The 14845-nt window shown below is 48.5% G+C and carries 17 protein-coding genes; 13 read left to right on the forward strand and 4 right to left on the reverse strand.

Going from position 1 to position 14845, the window contains the following annotated elements:
- The first annotated feature begins 142 nt into the window (after positions 1-142).
- Together ACN084_RS02715 and ACN084_RS02720 are read left to right on the forward strand one after the other, a co-directional pair.
- On the forward strand, positions 143-1522 hold the full coding sequence (locus ACN084_RS02715) for a M48 family metallopeptidase (RefSeq protein ID WP_419105810.1): 1380 nt from the start codon (positions 143-145) through the stop codon (positions 1520-1522).
- Positions 1523-1527: 5 nt separating this feature from the next.
- Positions 1528-2487: a bile acid:sodium symporter family protein gene (locus ACN084_RS02720; protein WP_419105811.1), complete on the forward strand. Its 960-nt coding sequence runs from the start codon at positions 1528-1530 to the stop codon at positions 2485-2487.
- 56 nt (positions 2488-2543) lie between these two features.
- Here the strand turns inward: ACN084_RS02720 and ACN084_RS02725 are convergent, their stop codons facing one another.
- A complete protein-coding gene (locus tag ACN084_RS02725; RefSeq protein ID WP_419105812.1) occupies positions 2544-4589 on the reverse strand; it encodes a glycoside hydrolase family 15 protein in 2046 nt (681 codons plus the stop codon).
- 173 nt (positions 4590-4762) lie between these two features.
- On the opposite strand from ACN084_RS02725, the gene ACN084_RS02730 reads away from it, so the two are divergent.
- The 11 genes from ACN084_RS02730 to ACN084_RS02780 all read left to right on the forward strand — a co-directional run bounded on the left by ACN084_RS02730 (position 4763) and on the right by ACN084_RS02780 (position 12004).
- Positions 4763-5098 (forward strand): metal-sensitive transcriptional regulator, encoded by a 336-nt coding sequence (locus tag ACN084_RS02730; protein ID WP_419101180.1) that lies wholly within the window; start codon positions 4763-4765, stop codon positions 5096-5098.
- A 48-nt stretch (positions 5099-5146) separates the two neighbouring features.
- Positions 5147-5362, forward strand: a complete 216-nt coding sequence (locus ACN084_RS02735; RefSeq protein WP_419105813.1) for a heavy-metal-associated domain-containing protein — start codon at positions 5147-5149, stop codon at positions 5360-5362.
- A gap of 139 nt (positions 5363-5501) precedes the next feature.
- Positions 5502-7715 carry a heavy metal translocating P-type ATPase gene (locus tag ACN084_RS02740; RefSeq protein ID WP_419105879.1) on the forward strand — a complete coding sequence of 738 codons (2214 nt, stop codon included), beginning with the start codon at positions 5502-5504 and terminating at the stop codon, positions 7713-7715.
- A gap of 187 nt (positions 7716-7902) precedes the next feature.
- Positions 7903-8394: an Asp23/Gls24 family envelope stress response protein gene (locus tag ACN084_RS02745; protein WP_419101183.1), complete on the forward strand. Its 492-nt coding sequence runs from the start codon at positions 7903-7905 to the stop codon at positions 8392-8394.
- On the forward strand, positions 8394-8594 hold the full coding sequence (locus tag ACN084_RS02750; protein WP_419105814.1) for a hypothetical protein: 201 nt from the start codon (positions 8394-8396) through the stop codon (positions 8592-8594). Before ACN084_RS02745 ends, ACN084_RS02750 begins: the two co-directional genes overlap by 1 nt.
- Before the next feature lie 40 nt (positions 8595-8634).
- Entirely contained in the window at positions 8635-8994 is a 360-nt protein-coding gene (locus tag ACN084_RS02755) for a hypothetical protein (RefSeq protein WP_419101185.1), read from the forward strand.
- Positions 8991-9617 carry a hypothetical protein gene (locus ACN084_RS02760; protein WP_419101186.1) on the forward strand — a complete coding sequence of 209 codons (627 nt, stop codon included), beginning with the start codon at positions 8991-8993 and terminating at the stop codon, positions 9615-9617. Before ACN084_RS02755 ends, ACN084_RS02760 begins: the two co-directional genes overlap by 4 nt.
- 2 nt (positions 9618-9619) lie before the next feature.
- Complete coding sequence (locus tag ACN084_RS02765) at positions 9620-10243, forward strand: hypothetical protein (RefSeq protein ID WP_419101187.1); 624 nt, start codon at positions 9620-9622, stop codon at positions 10241-10243.
- A gap of 87 nt (positions 10244-10330) precedes the next feature.
- A complete protein-coding gene (locus ACN084_RS02770) occupies positions 10331-10894 on the forward strand; it encodes an RNA polymerase sigma factor (protein ID WP_419105815.1) in 564 nt (187 codons plus the stop codon).
- On the forward strand, positions 10894-11550 hold the full coding sequence (locus ACN084_RS02775) for an Asp23/Gls24 family envelope stress response protein (RefSeq protein WP_419101189.1): 657 nt from the start codon (positions 10894-10896) through the stop codon (positions 11548-11550). The genes ACN084_RS02770 and ACN084_RS02775 overlap by 1 nt, the downstream gene beginning before the upstream one ends.
- A gap of 1 nt (position 11551) precedes the next feature.
- The gene (locus ACN084_RS02780) at positions 11552-12004 is read left to right on the forward strand and encodes a hypothetical protein (RefSeq protein WP_419101190.1); all 453 of its coding nucleotides are present in this window, start codon (positions 11552-11554) and stop codon (positions 12002-12004) included.
- 71 nt (positions 12005-12075) lie between these two features.
- On the opposite strand, the gene ACN084_RS02785 is transcribed toward ACN084_RS02780, so the two are convergent.
- The 3 genes from ACN084_RS02785 to ACN084_RS02795 form a co-directional block, all read right to left on the reverse strand.
- A complete protein-coding gene (locus ACN084_RS02785) occupies positions 12076-12441 on the reverse strand; it encodes a hypothetical protein (protein WP_419101191.1) in 366 nt (121 codons plus the stop codon).
- 157 nt (positions 12442-12598) lie between these two features.
- Positions 12599-13192, reverse strand: a complete 594-nt coding sequence (locus tag ACN084_RS02790) for a hypothetical protein (protein WP_419105816.1) — start codon at positions 13190-13192, stop codon at positions 12599-12601.
- Between the two features lie 67 nt (positions 13193-13259).
- Positions 13260-14759, reverse strand: coding sequence for a PLP-dependent aminotransferase family protein (locus ACN084_RS02795; RefSeq protein ID WP_419105817.1), 1500 nt, complete (start codon positions 14757-14759; stop codon positions 13260-13262).
- Between the last annotated feature and the right edge of the window lie 86 nt (positions 14760-14845).

The following is a 14845-nucleotide window of genomic DNA, read 5'->3' on the forward strand; positions in this document are numbered from 1 at the left end:
TGGGTACGCCCCGCAGAGTATTTTGCAGTTTTCTCTGGAACGGCTTCGGACGTTAATTCGTCCCTAAGATGAGGTTCTCCTCGTCGATAATGCGTACTATAGTAACCAGTAAACACCCTTGTCGAGAGTGAAAGAAATAGCAATGAGTCAACCTCCACACGACGATGTTCCCACAACAGGGCAGCCTTCTGAAGGCAGAGCTTCACACAGTAGTTTGCCGGTAGGAGCCTCGAATCTAAGAGAACGCCCCTTGCCTGACGATCTCTCCCGCGGGTGGATTCCAGAAGATACGCGTCAACGCCCAATATCGCCGTTACCTGCACCAGCGTTGCTGAAATATCAATCGTTGATGCCGTTTAAGTTTGTGAATTCGCTTCGGCACCCTGGTGAATTACCGTGGGTCATTGCTGCGTATTTGCTGACCTTTGGGGTATATATTGCTGGTTTTATTTATCTCGTTGTTAATTTTGTATCGGTGGTGACGGGTGCAGCCGAAGGTGCTACTCTTGGTGCAACGCTCAAGCAGCTTCTCCTCTTAGCAATATATGCCCCACTGGGAATATTTATTGTTCGTGCTTTAGCCTACGCAAGAATTAGGCTTACTGCCGTTCGTATAACGCCCACTCAATTCCCTGAAGCCTACCAAATGGTTGTTGACGCGGCGCGTGCTAGCGGACTTCGTCGCGTACCAGATGCCTACGTACAACTAGGCAACGGGCAGATTAACGCTTTTGCGTCGGGGCATGGTCATCGTCGTTTTATTGTCATCTACTCAGACCTTTTTGAGATAGGTGGGAAAGCAAGAAACCCCGAGGCTCTACGCTTTATCATTGGGCATGAGGTGGGGCATATTGCTGCTGGACACGTCAGCTATTTCCGCCTCATCTTTACGTCATTTTTTATGCAGATTCCAGTTCTTGGTTCGACGCTCTCACGAGCACAAGAATATACCGCCGATAATTTTGGGTATCGTCTTGCACCTCAAGGCGCGCTCCAAACGATGGGTGTTCTTTCTGCTGGAAAATACTTGTGCAACGAGGTCAATAGCGATGAGCTAGCAAACCGCGCAGTCTACGAAAAGGGGTTCTTTACGTGGATAAGCAACCTATCCTTGACGCACCCTCCAACAACGTGGCGTGCACATGCTTTGCGTGACCGCTCCGAGCCAGGGCGTCTCATTTGGCGTCCAAAAGTCAATCCACAGTATCCTCTATCTGCTGTTCCAGCAGCTGAGCCAGCTCGTCTATGGCCAGATCCGTTGCAGGCAACAGACTTCATGAATATCTACCCAGAACGTGCTGATAATGAGCATTGGGGTATCGTTCAAACGCAGAAGAAAGAGCCAGCTACCGAGCGTGACCGCCACATATCCGACACCCTCTTCACACTATGGGTTCCACCGCATTTGCGCCCTCAGATGCCAGCTGAGAATCATGCACAGGAATCACAGAGTGAAGAAACGTCATATACTTCTACATCTGCAGAAGAAGGCAATGACGATGAGGGCCGTATCGTAAAATAGCCTCTATGGCTCTTCGTATTCCACGCATCACCGCTGACCCGCTCATCATGTTGATTTTGCTGGCAGCGGTGATTGCTTTTATCGCACCAGCCACAGGCGCTTTTGCTGAGAGCTTTTCATTAGCAACAAAAATTGCTATTGCTTTATTATTCTTTCTCTATGGTTCTCGCCTTTCTCCTCAGCAGGCTTTAGAGGGGTTAAAGCATTGGCGTCTTCATGTGTTGATTCTTGCTTTCACTTTTATTATTTTTCCTTGTATAGGGGTCTTTCTGTTCCCAATGGGTATGGTGCTGGGGCATGAGCTATATTTAGGCATTTTGTATATGACTCTTGTTCCTTCAACGGTGCAATCTTCTGTGGCCTTTACTTCTATTGCTCGCGGTAATGTTGCTGGTGCAATTGTTTCTGCTTCTGTTTCGAATATTGTGGGGGTCTTTGCGACACCACTTTTAGTCATGTTTTTGATGCACTCTGATGGCATTGCCATTAGTGGAAATATCTTTTTGGACATTGCTATACAGTTACTTGCACCGTTTATTGCAGGACAGCTGATGCGTCGTTGGAGTGCAGATTTTGCGCACCGTCCGGTGACAAAACAGGTGGATCGTCTCTCTATTGCCATGGTGGTTTATATGGCTTTTTCTGAGGGCATTGTTCACGGTGTTTGGAGCCGTATCAGCTGGTGGCAGTTATCTCTTCTAGTAATTTTTTCAATAGTTTTTGTGTACGCCATGTTGTGGCTAACACGTGCGGTTGCTTCCCGTGCAGGGTTTAGCCGTCAGGACATTATCGCTATTCAGTTCTGTGGAACGAAGAAATCTTTAGCGACGGGTCTTCCGATGGCTGCTGTTATTTTTGGTAGCACTCAGGTGGGTGTTTTGATTGTTCCGTTGATGATTTTCCATCAGGTGCAATTGATGGTGTGCGCTCATCAAGCTACTCAATATGCCAAAAAAGGAATATAGGATATAACGGCTCTTGACAAGCTGTCATATCCTATATTCTTCGGATTTCCTGACGGTTATAGCCCTAAAGCTTCTACTGTGCGAATCAGAGAAATATGCGCTAGAGAATGCGGGAAGTTACCCGTCATGCGTTGAGCAGCGTAGTCATACTCTGAGCTCATCAGATTAAGATCGTTCGCAACCCCCAATACTGTATCGAGAATTCTTCGCCCGTCTTGTTCTCGGCCAGAACGTATGTATTGTTCTGCTAACCAGAGCGAAGCTGCGCAGTGTAGGTTATCTTGGTCTTCAAAACCGTCAAACCCGTTGCGGTTAATGTAGCGATAAATCATTCCGCTAGCATGCTGTAATTCTTGTTCAATTCTGCGGACAGTGCCGAGCATGCGTTCGTCAGACCAGTCTAAGAAGCCTACCTGTGGAAGTTGCAATAAGGAGGCGTCTACGGTGGTTCCGTCGTAGGTTTGCACGAAGGAATTCAATTCTGGGTTGTAGCCGTGTTCGAGAATTTCTTCTGCAAGGCTGTCTCGACAATGTGCCCATAATGCTCCGTCTCCGGCAAGACCATAGTCTTCAACTGCTGATACTCCGGCGTTAAAGGCTGCCCATAGCATGACTTGAGAGTGAGTGTAGATGCGAGGTTCTGCTCGCATTTCCCATAGTGATCGGTCTGCTTGTCCGATTCGCTCAACGGCTGAGTTGAGGAGTTCTTTTTGTAGCGGCCATGATAGGTGGTCCTCCCCTACTCCGTTATGACGCAAGTTTGCGAAGGTGACGAGCATCTGCCCTAGAGCGTCTGCTTGGAAATATTCTCCTGAGCCGTTACCTGAGCGAACCGGTTGTGAACCTTCGTAGCCTGGTAATGCGAGGCGACGGTCTAGGTCGTCTTTTTCTCCGGCGACACCGTAGACGGCGTGAAGTTTTTGAGGGTTATTTGCTACGGCACGAAGTATCCAGTTTCTTAGTTGGGCAGTTTCTCGTTCGTGTCCGTGCGTAAGGGTCACGTCCATTGCCATGGCAACGTCTCGTAGCCATGAGAATCTAAAGTCCCAGTTTCTGTTACCGCCTAGGGTTTCAGGCAGTGATGTGGTGAGGGCACCAACGAGTCCACCTGTTTCACGGGAGATGAGGGCGCGTAGTGTGAGTAGTGCGCGTAGCCGTGCTTCTCGATAGAGTGCATCGTGTTCATTTTGGGTGTCTTCTGCGGTGTTTGGCAGGATGGTGTGCGTTGCTGTTTGCGCGAGTTCGTGGTAGGTCTGTGAATCAATTTCTGGTAGTTGCGTATTGGTCACAGGGTCATTTTCAGTGTTGAGAGCTTCACCGATAGAGCGTGTTGCCCAAACAGCGGTTTCGTTGGTGTTCGTTGAGTCTGAGACAGCTTCTGTTGCGGTGATGACAGGGCGTGATGATGTTTCTGGTGCTGGTTCGTTGCGCCCTGCGGTGAAAAGTTCTGACCATTCGCTCCATTGTTCGTTGGCGTAGGTCAAGGCGGTGTCATAGTCGATGGGCGCGGGCGGGTTGTGGTTTGAAGCGAAATAGCTCAGGGAGAAAGAATAGTGTTGTCCGGCAGATACAACGAAGGTGTCGGTATGGGCACCATGTTGGGTGTCGGGAATGGTATCTCCACGGAAGACGAGTGCGTGAGGGCCGGCCATTCCGATGACCATGGGGTCGGTGTCTCCGTCGGTGTAGCGGGTGACCCATGGTGTTGTTTTTCCATTGTCGAATCGCATGGTGAGTTCGTGGAGCATGACGACCTCTCCGGTGAGCCCTTCGACGTTTCGTACGATGGAGGTTCCGCCGGTTAGCGGCATAAAATCTGTGACGCGTACGCTGGCGTCTCCGATGTGCCAGATGGTTTGGAGAGTGAAGGTGTTTTCTCGGTAGGAGCGTTCTGTGCGGACTTCTTCTACGGGGGCGGGGTTTACTGATTCTAGGGGCGCAAGCAGCCATCGTCCGTGTTCTCTGTCCCCTAGTAGGGCAGCGAACACGGCGCCAGAGTCGAATCTTGGGGCGCAAAACCAGTCAATGGATCCTGCGCGGGAGACAAGCGCTCCAGTGTTCATATCAGATAATAATGCGTAGTCCTCGATAAAAGAAGCCATGGGGTTAACACTAACCTAAGCTTAGTTTTCTGGGGAGGGTAGAAGCGTCTTTCGTGGTTTTTTGCAGAAATAAATACATTCTTGACACCTCTTGTTTTATACCCCTAGGGGGTATATCTTAGAGATGAGTGTTTCACCATAGAACACCAAACACTACGGAGGGAACGTGCGATATGTGCCACCAAGAAGAAGTCCATACAGACACCTCACCGCCTCACGGATACACCTCTAAAAAAGAAGCGTATCTCAAAAGGTTACGTCGCATTGAGGGGCAAATCCGTGGTATCTCACGCATGGTAGAAGAAGACCAATATTGCATTGATATTTTGACGCAAATATCAGCAGCTAATAAGGCACTACATGCTGTTTCTATCGGCTTGCTCGAAGAACATATCGGACATTGTGTTGTTCACGCGGCAGAAGAATCTCAGCGCACAGGAGACCACCGCATCGTCGAGCATAAAGTTTCTGAAGCTAGTGCCGCAATTTCACGGCTTTTACGCTCCTAAACAAACTTTCCTTGCACATCATAAAACCTAAGAATATGGAGAAATATCATGGCAGAAACTATTGTCAAAGCAACAGGACTTACCTGCAACCACTGCGCAATGAGCGTAGAAGAAGAGCTCAAAGAGCTTTCTGAAGTGCAAGAGGTCAACGTGGATGTTGTAAAAGATGGAGAATCCACCGTCACTATCTCACACGAAGAAGAGTTAAGTAGAGATAAGATTCGTGAGGCCATCGCAGAAGCCGGCTTCACCCTAGTGGATTAGTCCTCACTGACCTTGAGGGCACCTCATCGTTCTCATGGAGCTGAGGTGCCCTCTGCCTTTTACATCCCTCTTATTCTCTAGGAAAATAGCTGTGAACGAGCAACAAAACCAACGCGTTATCAATCTTCATATTGGGGGCATGACCTGCGCTTCCTGCGTTGGGCGCGTAGAGCGCAAATTACGCAAAATCGACGGAGTAGACCCATCCGTCAACCTACCATTGTCTTCTGCTCGAGTGCTTGTTCCAGAAGGTGTAGAGGCCAAAGAGCTGATTCACACGATTGAAAAAGCTGGGTATACGGCACAGCTTAAAGAACCAACGATGACCCAAGGAGCATCTTCTTCTCCTGAGCATACGGAGTTAGATTCTCTCAAACAAAGAATCTGGGTTACAGCAGTATTTGCTGTTCCGGTGTTCTTTATATCGATGTTCTCTTCTGTTCAGTTTCCGCATTGGGGTTGGGCGGTTGCACTCCTTGCGAGTGTAGTTGTGTTTTGGTCAGCGATTCCTTTCCATCGTGCAGCATGGACCAATCTGCGACATGGCATGTTTACGATGGACACTCTCATTTCGCTAGGTGTTCTTTCGAGTTATTTCTTTTCTTTAGCTCAGCTACTGATCGACCCTGCAATGACAGTAGCTGTGCATGCTCATTCTGCGCATAGCCATCAACTTTATTTTGATTCTTCAACGATGGTTGCTTTTTTCCTCTTGATAGGACGTTACATCGAACAGCGTATTCAGCAACGTTCTTCTCGCGCTCTTCATCAACTTCTTGAGCTGGGCGCTAAAGAGGCTCGTATTCTTCGTCATGGTCAAGAGGTCAAGATTCCAGCTCAAGATGTTATGCCAGATGATGAGTTTATGGTCTTACCTGGAGAGAAAATTGCTACTGACGGTGAGGTGATTGAGGGTAAATCATCTGTTGATATGTCTCTCGTGACCGGTGAATCTGCTCCGGTTGAGGTTGGAGTGGGAGATACCGTCACAGGTGCTACGGTCAATCTTTCTGGTGCTTTGACGGTCAGGGCCACTCGCGTGGGGGAAGAGACGACTTTAGCTCAGATAGGTGCTCTTGTCTCTGAGGCTCAGGCAACTAAAGCACCTATTGCGCGTCTAGCAGATAGGATTTCTGCGGTTTTTGTTCCGGTAGTTCTTGTGATTGCGGTGCTGACATTCCTTGCGTGGTGGGTGTTCTCTCAGGACGTCAATAGCGCTTTCATTGCCTCAGTATCTGTTTTGGTGATTGCATGCCCTTGTGCCTTGGGTCTTGCAACTCCTACTGCGCTTCTTGCGGGAACCACGCGTGCTTATCAGCTAGGTATTCTAATTCGTTCTGCACAAGCGCTAGAAGATACTCGCGATATTGGTGCAATTATTTTCGACAAGACAGGAACAGTTACTGCAGGAAAGTTTAACGTTGTTCATACGTTGCCGTTGAGCGGTAGTTCCTCGCGTCTTACTGTTGAGCAGGCTCTTACCTATGCTGCGTGTGTTGAAAAACGTTCAGAGCATCCTATTGCTCAGGGAATTATCCGTCGTGTAAACGCTGATTATAGTTCTGTGGTTGAGCCAGTTATAGAAGATTTTACGATGACCGCAGGTGGCGGCGTACAAGCATGTGTACGGTCTTCGGAGCAAAAGCACACTGTGATGGTTGGGCAGCGTTCTTTCCTTGAGGAGCATTCGGTGCAGTTGAGTGAGAAAGATGCCCTCTTATTACGGCAGGAGCAAGAACGGGGCTTAACAGTGGTCATGGTTGCTGTTGACGCTACCCCAGTTGCTCTCATCGCGCTTCAAGATACGCCAAAAGATGATGCAATAACGGCTATTGCCGCATTAAAGAAGCAGGGACTACGCCCAGTGTTGCTAACCGGCGACGCTCAGCCTGTTGCAGAATCTATCGCGCGTCAAGTGGGTATTGCAGATGAGGATGTTTTTGCTGGGGTATCACCATCTCAAAAGGTAGAGACTGTTAAACGCCTTCAAGAAGGTGGGGTACGTGTTGCCATGGTGGGTGATGGTGTCAATGATGCGGCTGCTTTGGCACAGTCCCATCTTGGTATTGCGATGGGTTCTGGAACAGATATTGCCATGGAAGCATCTGATATGACGGTGATGCGTAGCGATGTACGTTCTATCGTGACAGCAATTGAGCTTTCGCGAGCAACGTTGAGGCTGATTATGTCTAATCTTGTGTGGGCGTTTGGGTATAACTTTATTGCTATTCCTGTGGCTGCTTTGGGATTGTTGAACCCGATGATTGCTGGCGCTGCGATGGCTTCTAGCTCGGTGATTGTGGTTCTTAATTCTTTGAGGTTGATGCGTTTCCAAGAAAATTCTTCAAAGTAAAACAGCTAGTAAATCAGCAAAAACATAAGTCCACTGAACATTTTTGAGAAAATACCGTGACATTTTCTCTTGTCATTTCGTCTTATTAGTGACGGCACCTCAGGCGCTTCGACCAATATCTCTTGGGGTGCCGTTATCTAAAATTTTTTTAGCCATTATGACAATAAACTCGCAAGGAGAAAGAATCATGGCACAGAACACTAAGGTAACCCCTGCAGATGTAGAGTCCAAGAGCACTTCAGCTTCCTCTGGTCCTGCAAAGAACATTGGCGCAGATAGCGGTCAGGGTACCACCCACGTCAATGACGCAGTTATCGCTAAGATTGCTGGCCTCGCTCTTCGCGACGTAGAAGGCGTTTACGCACTTGGTGGCGGCGCAGCTCGCGCATTGGGCGCTATTCGTTCCTTCGCTGGTCAGGAAGAAAACCTCAAGCAGGGTGTTTCTGTAGAGGTTGGCCAGACTCAGGCTGCTGTAGATCTCTCCCTCGTTGTTGAGTACCCTTACCCCCTCTACAAGGTTGCTGAAGACGCACGTAACTCCGTCATCAAGGCAATTGAAGACCTCGCTGGTCTTGAGGTAACTGAAGTAAACATCGAAATTCTCGATGTTCATGTTGCTTCTGAAGATGACGAAGAAGAAGTAGAAGAAGAAACCAAAACTGAAAGCCGTGTTAAGTAGTGAGTAAGACTCTAATCGGATTATTAGTAGCCGCAGTGCTTGCATATGCAGCACTTGATCATGGATTTGGCGGATTCCTCCTCGCTGTAATTTTCCTTGCAGCAGGTGGATTCCTCGGGGCAACGCTCGAAAACGGTTCTTTGAACCTTGATGAAGCATGGAAGTCTCTCGTAAATAAAAAGGGCTCTTCCTCCAACTAATCCATGTCACTTCGGTGAATAGTCCACGAAAGTACAAGCAATGAATTCAAGTAGTCGCGGAAACACGATTGTTGCCCGCAAGGCTCTGGTTACCGTGTGCACTGCTGTTGCTTCTGAGGCGTTCGGTGTGGCGTCGTCTGATATTAAGACGACGCTCACCGATCACTCAGGTAAGCTCGGCGTGAACATTTCTATACCGCTTCGTGCTCCACGTCTCGACGAGATTCCCACTTCACCTGACTTTCTTCAAGAAATGGGTGGCACGGTCTTTGATTTGGTGGAGCGCGCTCGTGCGCTAGTTATCGCACAGGCCAGTGAGATTACTGGTCGTGAGATTGGCGCAGTAAATGTCAGCATTTCAGGTATTACCGAGTACGGAAAGCAGGTGCGTGTTCAATGAGTCGTCATCAAGAATATGTCGAAGAATATCCCACCGCTCGTCGCGCTCCAGGGCCGTTTGTTAAATATATGGTTCGTCGCGAAACGCACTCTTCACGTGCTGGCGTCTCCATTTTCTTCGCGGTCTTATTGCTCGCCGTTATTCTTTGGGCTGGTATTGAACTAGTTTTGAGTATGGCAGGGCAGAAGGCTCTTTTGCTCAGCGGTGAACAGATGTTTGATGGTGTAGCTCAGCTACCTTCAGGCATACCTGACTGGGCACTCTACCTAACGGGTGCTGTTCTCGTCATCCTCGGTATCTTCGCTGTTCAAAAAGCGTTGTCACCTGGGACTTTGGCAAAGCATTCTTTAGGATCTCGCCAGAGAGTCGCTTTTGTTGCAGATGATAAAGTCATCGCTGCGGCAATGAGCGAGGCAGTACGCCGTCAATTCGGTTTCAATCAGGAGCAGGTCACCACAAGTATCTACCACGCTAAGGCTGTTGTAGAGATTGTTCCGACATCTGGTTCGGTTGTACCGACTCAAGAAATCACTGATTTTGCACAAAAAACCTTGGACGCATACGGTTTTGTACCGACAATGCGCGCTTCGGTCACTGTTGCTGGAGAAGGGCTGGTGGCATAAAGATGGGTAACGCACCTCGCGCACTCAATAGAATCTTACTGACCCTCTTCGGCTTAGTATTCCTTGCTTTAGGTGCAGGGCTTATCGCGTTGAAAGTCTCTGAGCCTTTGGCACAGTACTGGAATGATGCTGTTGATCAGGTAGAACAGCCAGCACGCGATGTGTTTGCGGCAGCTGCAACTCCTTGGGGTTTTAGCTGGGTAACAGTCGGAGTTGTTGTTCTAGCGGTTATCACCGTTTTCCTTCTGGTACGTTGGATTTTTGCTCAGCATGGTAACCGCGCTCATTCTGTAGCTTCTAGTCAGCACTCGGTAAAGTCGCAGGGCTCTCAGGGACGCACAGAACTTGCTGCTAGTTTCGCTAAAGACGCTGTCAAAGAGTCTTTTGAGCAAAACCCTGACGTTCTAAGTACAAGTGTTACGGCACTTAAACTCCCCAAGAAAACCTCTGGATTATTTGTCAAGGTTGAAGTTCGACAGGGCGCAAACCCTCTCTCACTACGGGAAACAGTTGATAAGACTGTTGCTGGTTTAGATGCCCTTACAGGACAAGAAATTCCTGTAACGGTCTATTTGACCGGCGGGATTCGCGCCATGATGTCCAAGGACACACAACGGGTAAACTAACCCTTAGAACACATAAGGCAGAACCACACGAGTTATTAATGTTGTTGGTTCTGCCTTGTGTTTTTGTGAGACCGGGAAGGAAAACACATGGCATTACTCACCCCCGATAGAGTAGCAGGACTATCTGACGCATTATTGTGCGAAAGATCTGCAAACGGCGATTCAGACGCATTTCAAGCTCTATTACGTAGACATGCTCCTTCCATGAGGGCCTACGCTATTCGGTTAACAGGAAGCACCGCTGACGCAGACGATGTTCTCCAAGAAACCTTTATTCAGGCGTGGAAGAAAATGGATACGGTCGAGAACCCTGAACGTGTTAAAAGCTGGCTCATGATGCTTGTCAACCGTAAAGGAATCGATCTTATTAGAGCACGTAAGCTCAACGCCGACATTGATAATTCACCCGAACCCGTCGCTGCAGGAGCTACTCCTGAGCAAAGTGCTATTACGGGTTCACAGATGGGTGCGCTCTCCGAAGTGCTCAAAACATTACCCGCTCAGCAACGGCAGATATGGGTGATGAGGGAACTTGGTGGAGCCTCATATAAAGAAATTGCACAGACATTGATGATTAGCGAATCTAGTGTTCGAGGAAAACTTGCTCGAGCAAGAATCGCACTGCTTGATGGATTGGAGGGCTGGAAATAATGTCTGATTGTAGAATCCCTCTCAGCGTCTTAAGTGACTGGTTGGATGATGAACACGAAAATAATGAAACGGTAGCCCATAGAAAAACAACAGAACATATTGATCAATGTCCTGTATGTACACAACGGGTCAAGGCGCTACGTAAGCTCGGCACACTCACCGCTGAGCTCTCTGAGCATGACCTTAAAGAGCAAAATAAGGATACGAGCTGGATTGATACGCTCTTGAATAATATTGCTCTCGAAACTAAAGCTGGACGTTCTATCCCCCTACGCTCAGATAACGAGTTTGACCGTCTAACGCAGACGGAAGGTTCAGTTATCTCAGCTATCCGTTCAGCCGCTGATGAGTTAGAGGATGTCGTTATTGGTAAATGCCATCTTGATGGTGATGTGACTGTTATCGATTCCCCCATTACGGTTAATGTCACTGCATCTATTCGTTTTGGCACAGTTATTGACAACGCTGCTGAAGAGTTACGGACACTGATTCTCAAAGAAATTGAGCGTATTAGTGAGCTGAACGTTCAGATGGTGAACGTGACGATTCAAGATATTTTTGATGCTGCTCAAACGCAACACACACGTCAGAAGAAAACTGGTGCTTGGGGGATGCTCCGCGACGAAGCTGCCTTCGAATACCGGAAAGGTGCGTGATATGCCACAAATCATTCATGTTGAGCCACATTCCTCCCACGATTCTGATTCCCAAAATAACACGCAAGAAGAATACCAAGGTTCTGAATTATCAATTGATATTTCTCGGATACGCAAGGAAGTATTAGCGGTAGAGGGTGTAGAGAAAATCTACCCTCATTATGCTGGTGCTACACGTATTTTGCGGGCGATGAGCGCGGTTAACTCTACGGTGGGTTCAACGGTTCGAGAAACCCTTAACGGGTCTGCCTCATCTGAGCAGAAAAAGGGTATTGACTCTGATCGTTCTCGTTCTTCACAGAGTGCGGTGCAGACTCCCCAACTAAATATTGTTCTTCGTTTAGGAACAACCTCGAGTGCGAATGTTCCAGATACTGTACGGACTGTAGCGCAGGTTGTCCGTCGTATTGTGGAAGAGCCAGTGGTTCTTCATATAGACGTTGTCAATAGCTAAAAGAATATGCTGGTGACGAGTTTTCCCTCGTCCCCAGCATATTTATTTTAAGTTTTATCGCCACAACGTCTTTAGCGTTCTTGAGGGTTTTTCTCCTCTTGAGAGGTTTTCTGTTGTGCTTTTTCTGCGCGTGCTTGGGCTTCACGTCGGGCACGGGCTTCGGCGTAAAGTTTTGCTGAAGAACGGTTGATTCCGGTACCTTGCCCTAGTTCAGGAGAGTTCGGTTTTTCAACAAGAATTAATGTTGCACAAACAACGATGGTAACGATAAAAACTGCACCAGCAACCGTAAACGCTAAAACATATTGTGGGCGGTTATTTGTTCCACCTGTTGCAGTGATGAAGGTTCCCCAAAACGCAACGACGGCTAGAATTGAGGCGATGACGAGCGGCCCTGTCACCTGCTCTTTGAAACCTCTAGGGCGCTGTTGTACCACTAAACTTTCCTCCTGATGTGTCTCATCCAGTCTACTCGTTAACCGGCGAGCATGCAGAGAATGTTAATCTTTCAGCTTGTCGTGTGTATTTCCCCCAAAGAAAACTTCAAGCTACTGGGAACTTGGATGAGGTAAGAGACGTCGTTTTGTAGGTGTTCTATATTTCTAGAGGTTTCCCGAGCCGGTACCACGTGATAACACCGGTGCTCAGAAACACACCGGTAATGATTGCGCCACAGCTGAACACTCCAAGCATGGCTCTATCGCCGATACCGCTCACAGCCCAGAAGCTCAGCCCTGTTGCAAGCATCATGATTCCTTCAAAACGCCAATCTTTAGCAAGTGCGTTGTTGTTCTTTAACTTGTTTGAAAAGATGGTTTGCGCCGCACCAGAAATACACCATCCTATTCCGAGGATAACTCCGGCTGAAGTTTCTTCCCTTGCAAAGAATAGATATATCAGCGTAGTTATGCACAACGCTACGGACGAGGTGACAAAGAGAAACCGACTCTTGTCTTTTTCTGTTGCAGATAAAGTTTTGTATAGGTAGCTATGCACAACTGCCAACATGACCATAAATGGTGAAATCGTATAGCGAAGTACGTCAAGACTGGGGTTCACCATGAATAACGTGATGAGACCGAATACAACGTATATTGATGCGTGGACGGCAGTCCACTGGCTTAGCAACTGTTTTTTCTGCTCTGATTGGTTGTTTGAAGATTTTGAGTGGGTACGGTTTTGAATCACGGTATAAGGCTATCGGAAAAGAGTATTTTCGTGCGAGTAGAGAACTGATAATTCTCAGAGTCTGTTTTTAGGGATTGCAGATGATGCGGGTTAGCAGTGTCATCGCTTGTTCAAGGTGCCGTTCTGATACTGCACCGAAGCCGATGATCAGCCCGTAGTCTTGACGCGGCATACCATTATGCGACCAGTATTCTCCTAAACTTCTGACGGATACTCCTTGTTCTTTAGCTCGCGCTACAACCTTTTGTTCTTTGAGGTATTGTTCTTCTGCGCTAAGGTGCGCTCTCGACGTGAATTTGAGGATGGCATGTAGCCCGCCGTCCATGGGTAGGAGTGTGCATTGTTGAGAAAGTTTGCTGTGGTCATAATAGTTTTGTACAAGACGACGTCTTGTGGCATAAGTTCTTCGCATCTTTGCGATATGGCGACGTACCGTACCGTTTTGTAGGAGGAGTGTCATCGCTTCTTGAGTAATGGCAGAGACAGGTGAGCCGAGCTGGGTTCTGAGCCTGCTAAGTGGCTCATGTAGGTGTTGCGGAGTGAGGAGGTATCCTAGCCCAACGGCTGGGGAGAGGGTTTTAGCGAACGATCCGAGGGTAACGACACAATCATAGTGTGATGCTAGATGATGTGAGCGAGTGAGTGAAGCGAGCGCGGGGACGGGGTCTCCTGTGTAACGCAGTTCGGAGTCGTAGTCATCTTCGATGATGAGGGCTTTGTTTTTGTCTGCCCACTCGAGCAGTTCGAGTCTGCGTGTGATAGGCATGGTGGTGCCTAGTGGGTATTGGTGGCTTGGTGCAAGAAGGATGATATCTGGTGGGGTGTGAGGAGGTAGGTGTTGGGGGTTGAGTCCTTGTGTATCGAGGGGTATCGGCATGATGGTGTGTCCGAAGGTGGCAGGAATTTTTTGTAGTGAGGGGTACCCTGGGTTTTCAACGGCGATACGTAGTGGTCGGTCTTTGATGATGGTTCTTAGTGTTGAGAGGATGAGTCTAAATCCGTCTCGTGCTCCTGATGTGATGAGTAGCTCTTCGGGGTGGGTGATGACGCTTCGGGTGATTCGCAGGTGTTCGGCTAGTTCTTTTTTGAGGGTGGGAGAACCTGTGGCAGGGTATGTTGTTCCGACGTTGGCTGCTGCGGTTCTCCATGCTGCTCTCCATGGTGTGCTGGCGAGTGTGGAGGTGTCTGGGGTGCCTGGGCGTAGGTCGATAAGGGTGTTTTGAGGTGTTCTCAGGTGACTAGTGGAAAGGTCTGTTGGTGTGGTGGGCTGTGGTGTGTTGGTGTGGTGTTTGTTGTGGGGGTGAGGTAGGTGGGGGTTGATGGTTGTTCCGGTGTGTGTGGTGTGTAGGTATCCTTCTGCGGTGAGTTGTTCGTAGGCGGAGACGATTGTTCCTCTGGAGACGTTGAGGCGTTGAGCGAGTGTTCGTGTTGAGGGTAGCGGGTCTGATGCGATGAGTGTGCCGTTGAGGATGAGTTCGCGTATTTTTTCTGCCAGTTGGCTTGGTAGTGAGGTTGTGAGGTTGCGGTTGAGGGTGATGGGTAGTTCTACGGAAGCTGAGGTGTGCATAGGAGTGTAGTAGTTCCACCTAGTGGTCTAAAATTTTTGTTGATTCTTGGCTCTATCTTAGACCAGCGTTTTAGGGCACAGTAGAG

This window comes from Rothia sp. P7208 (assembly GCF_048512915.1).
In the GTDB taxonomy this organism is placed as follows: Bacteria; Actinomycetota; Actinomycetes; order Actinomycetales; family Micrococcaceae; genus Rothia.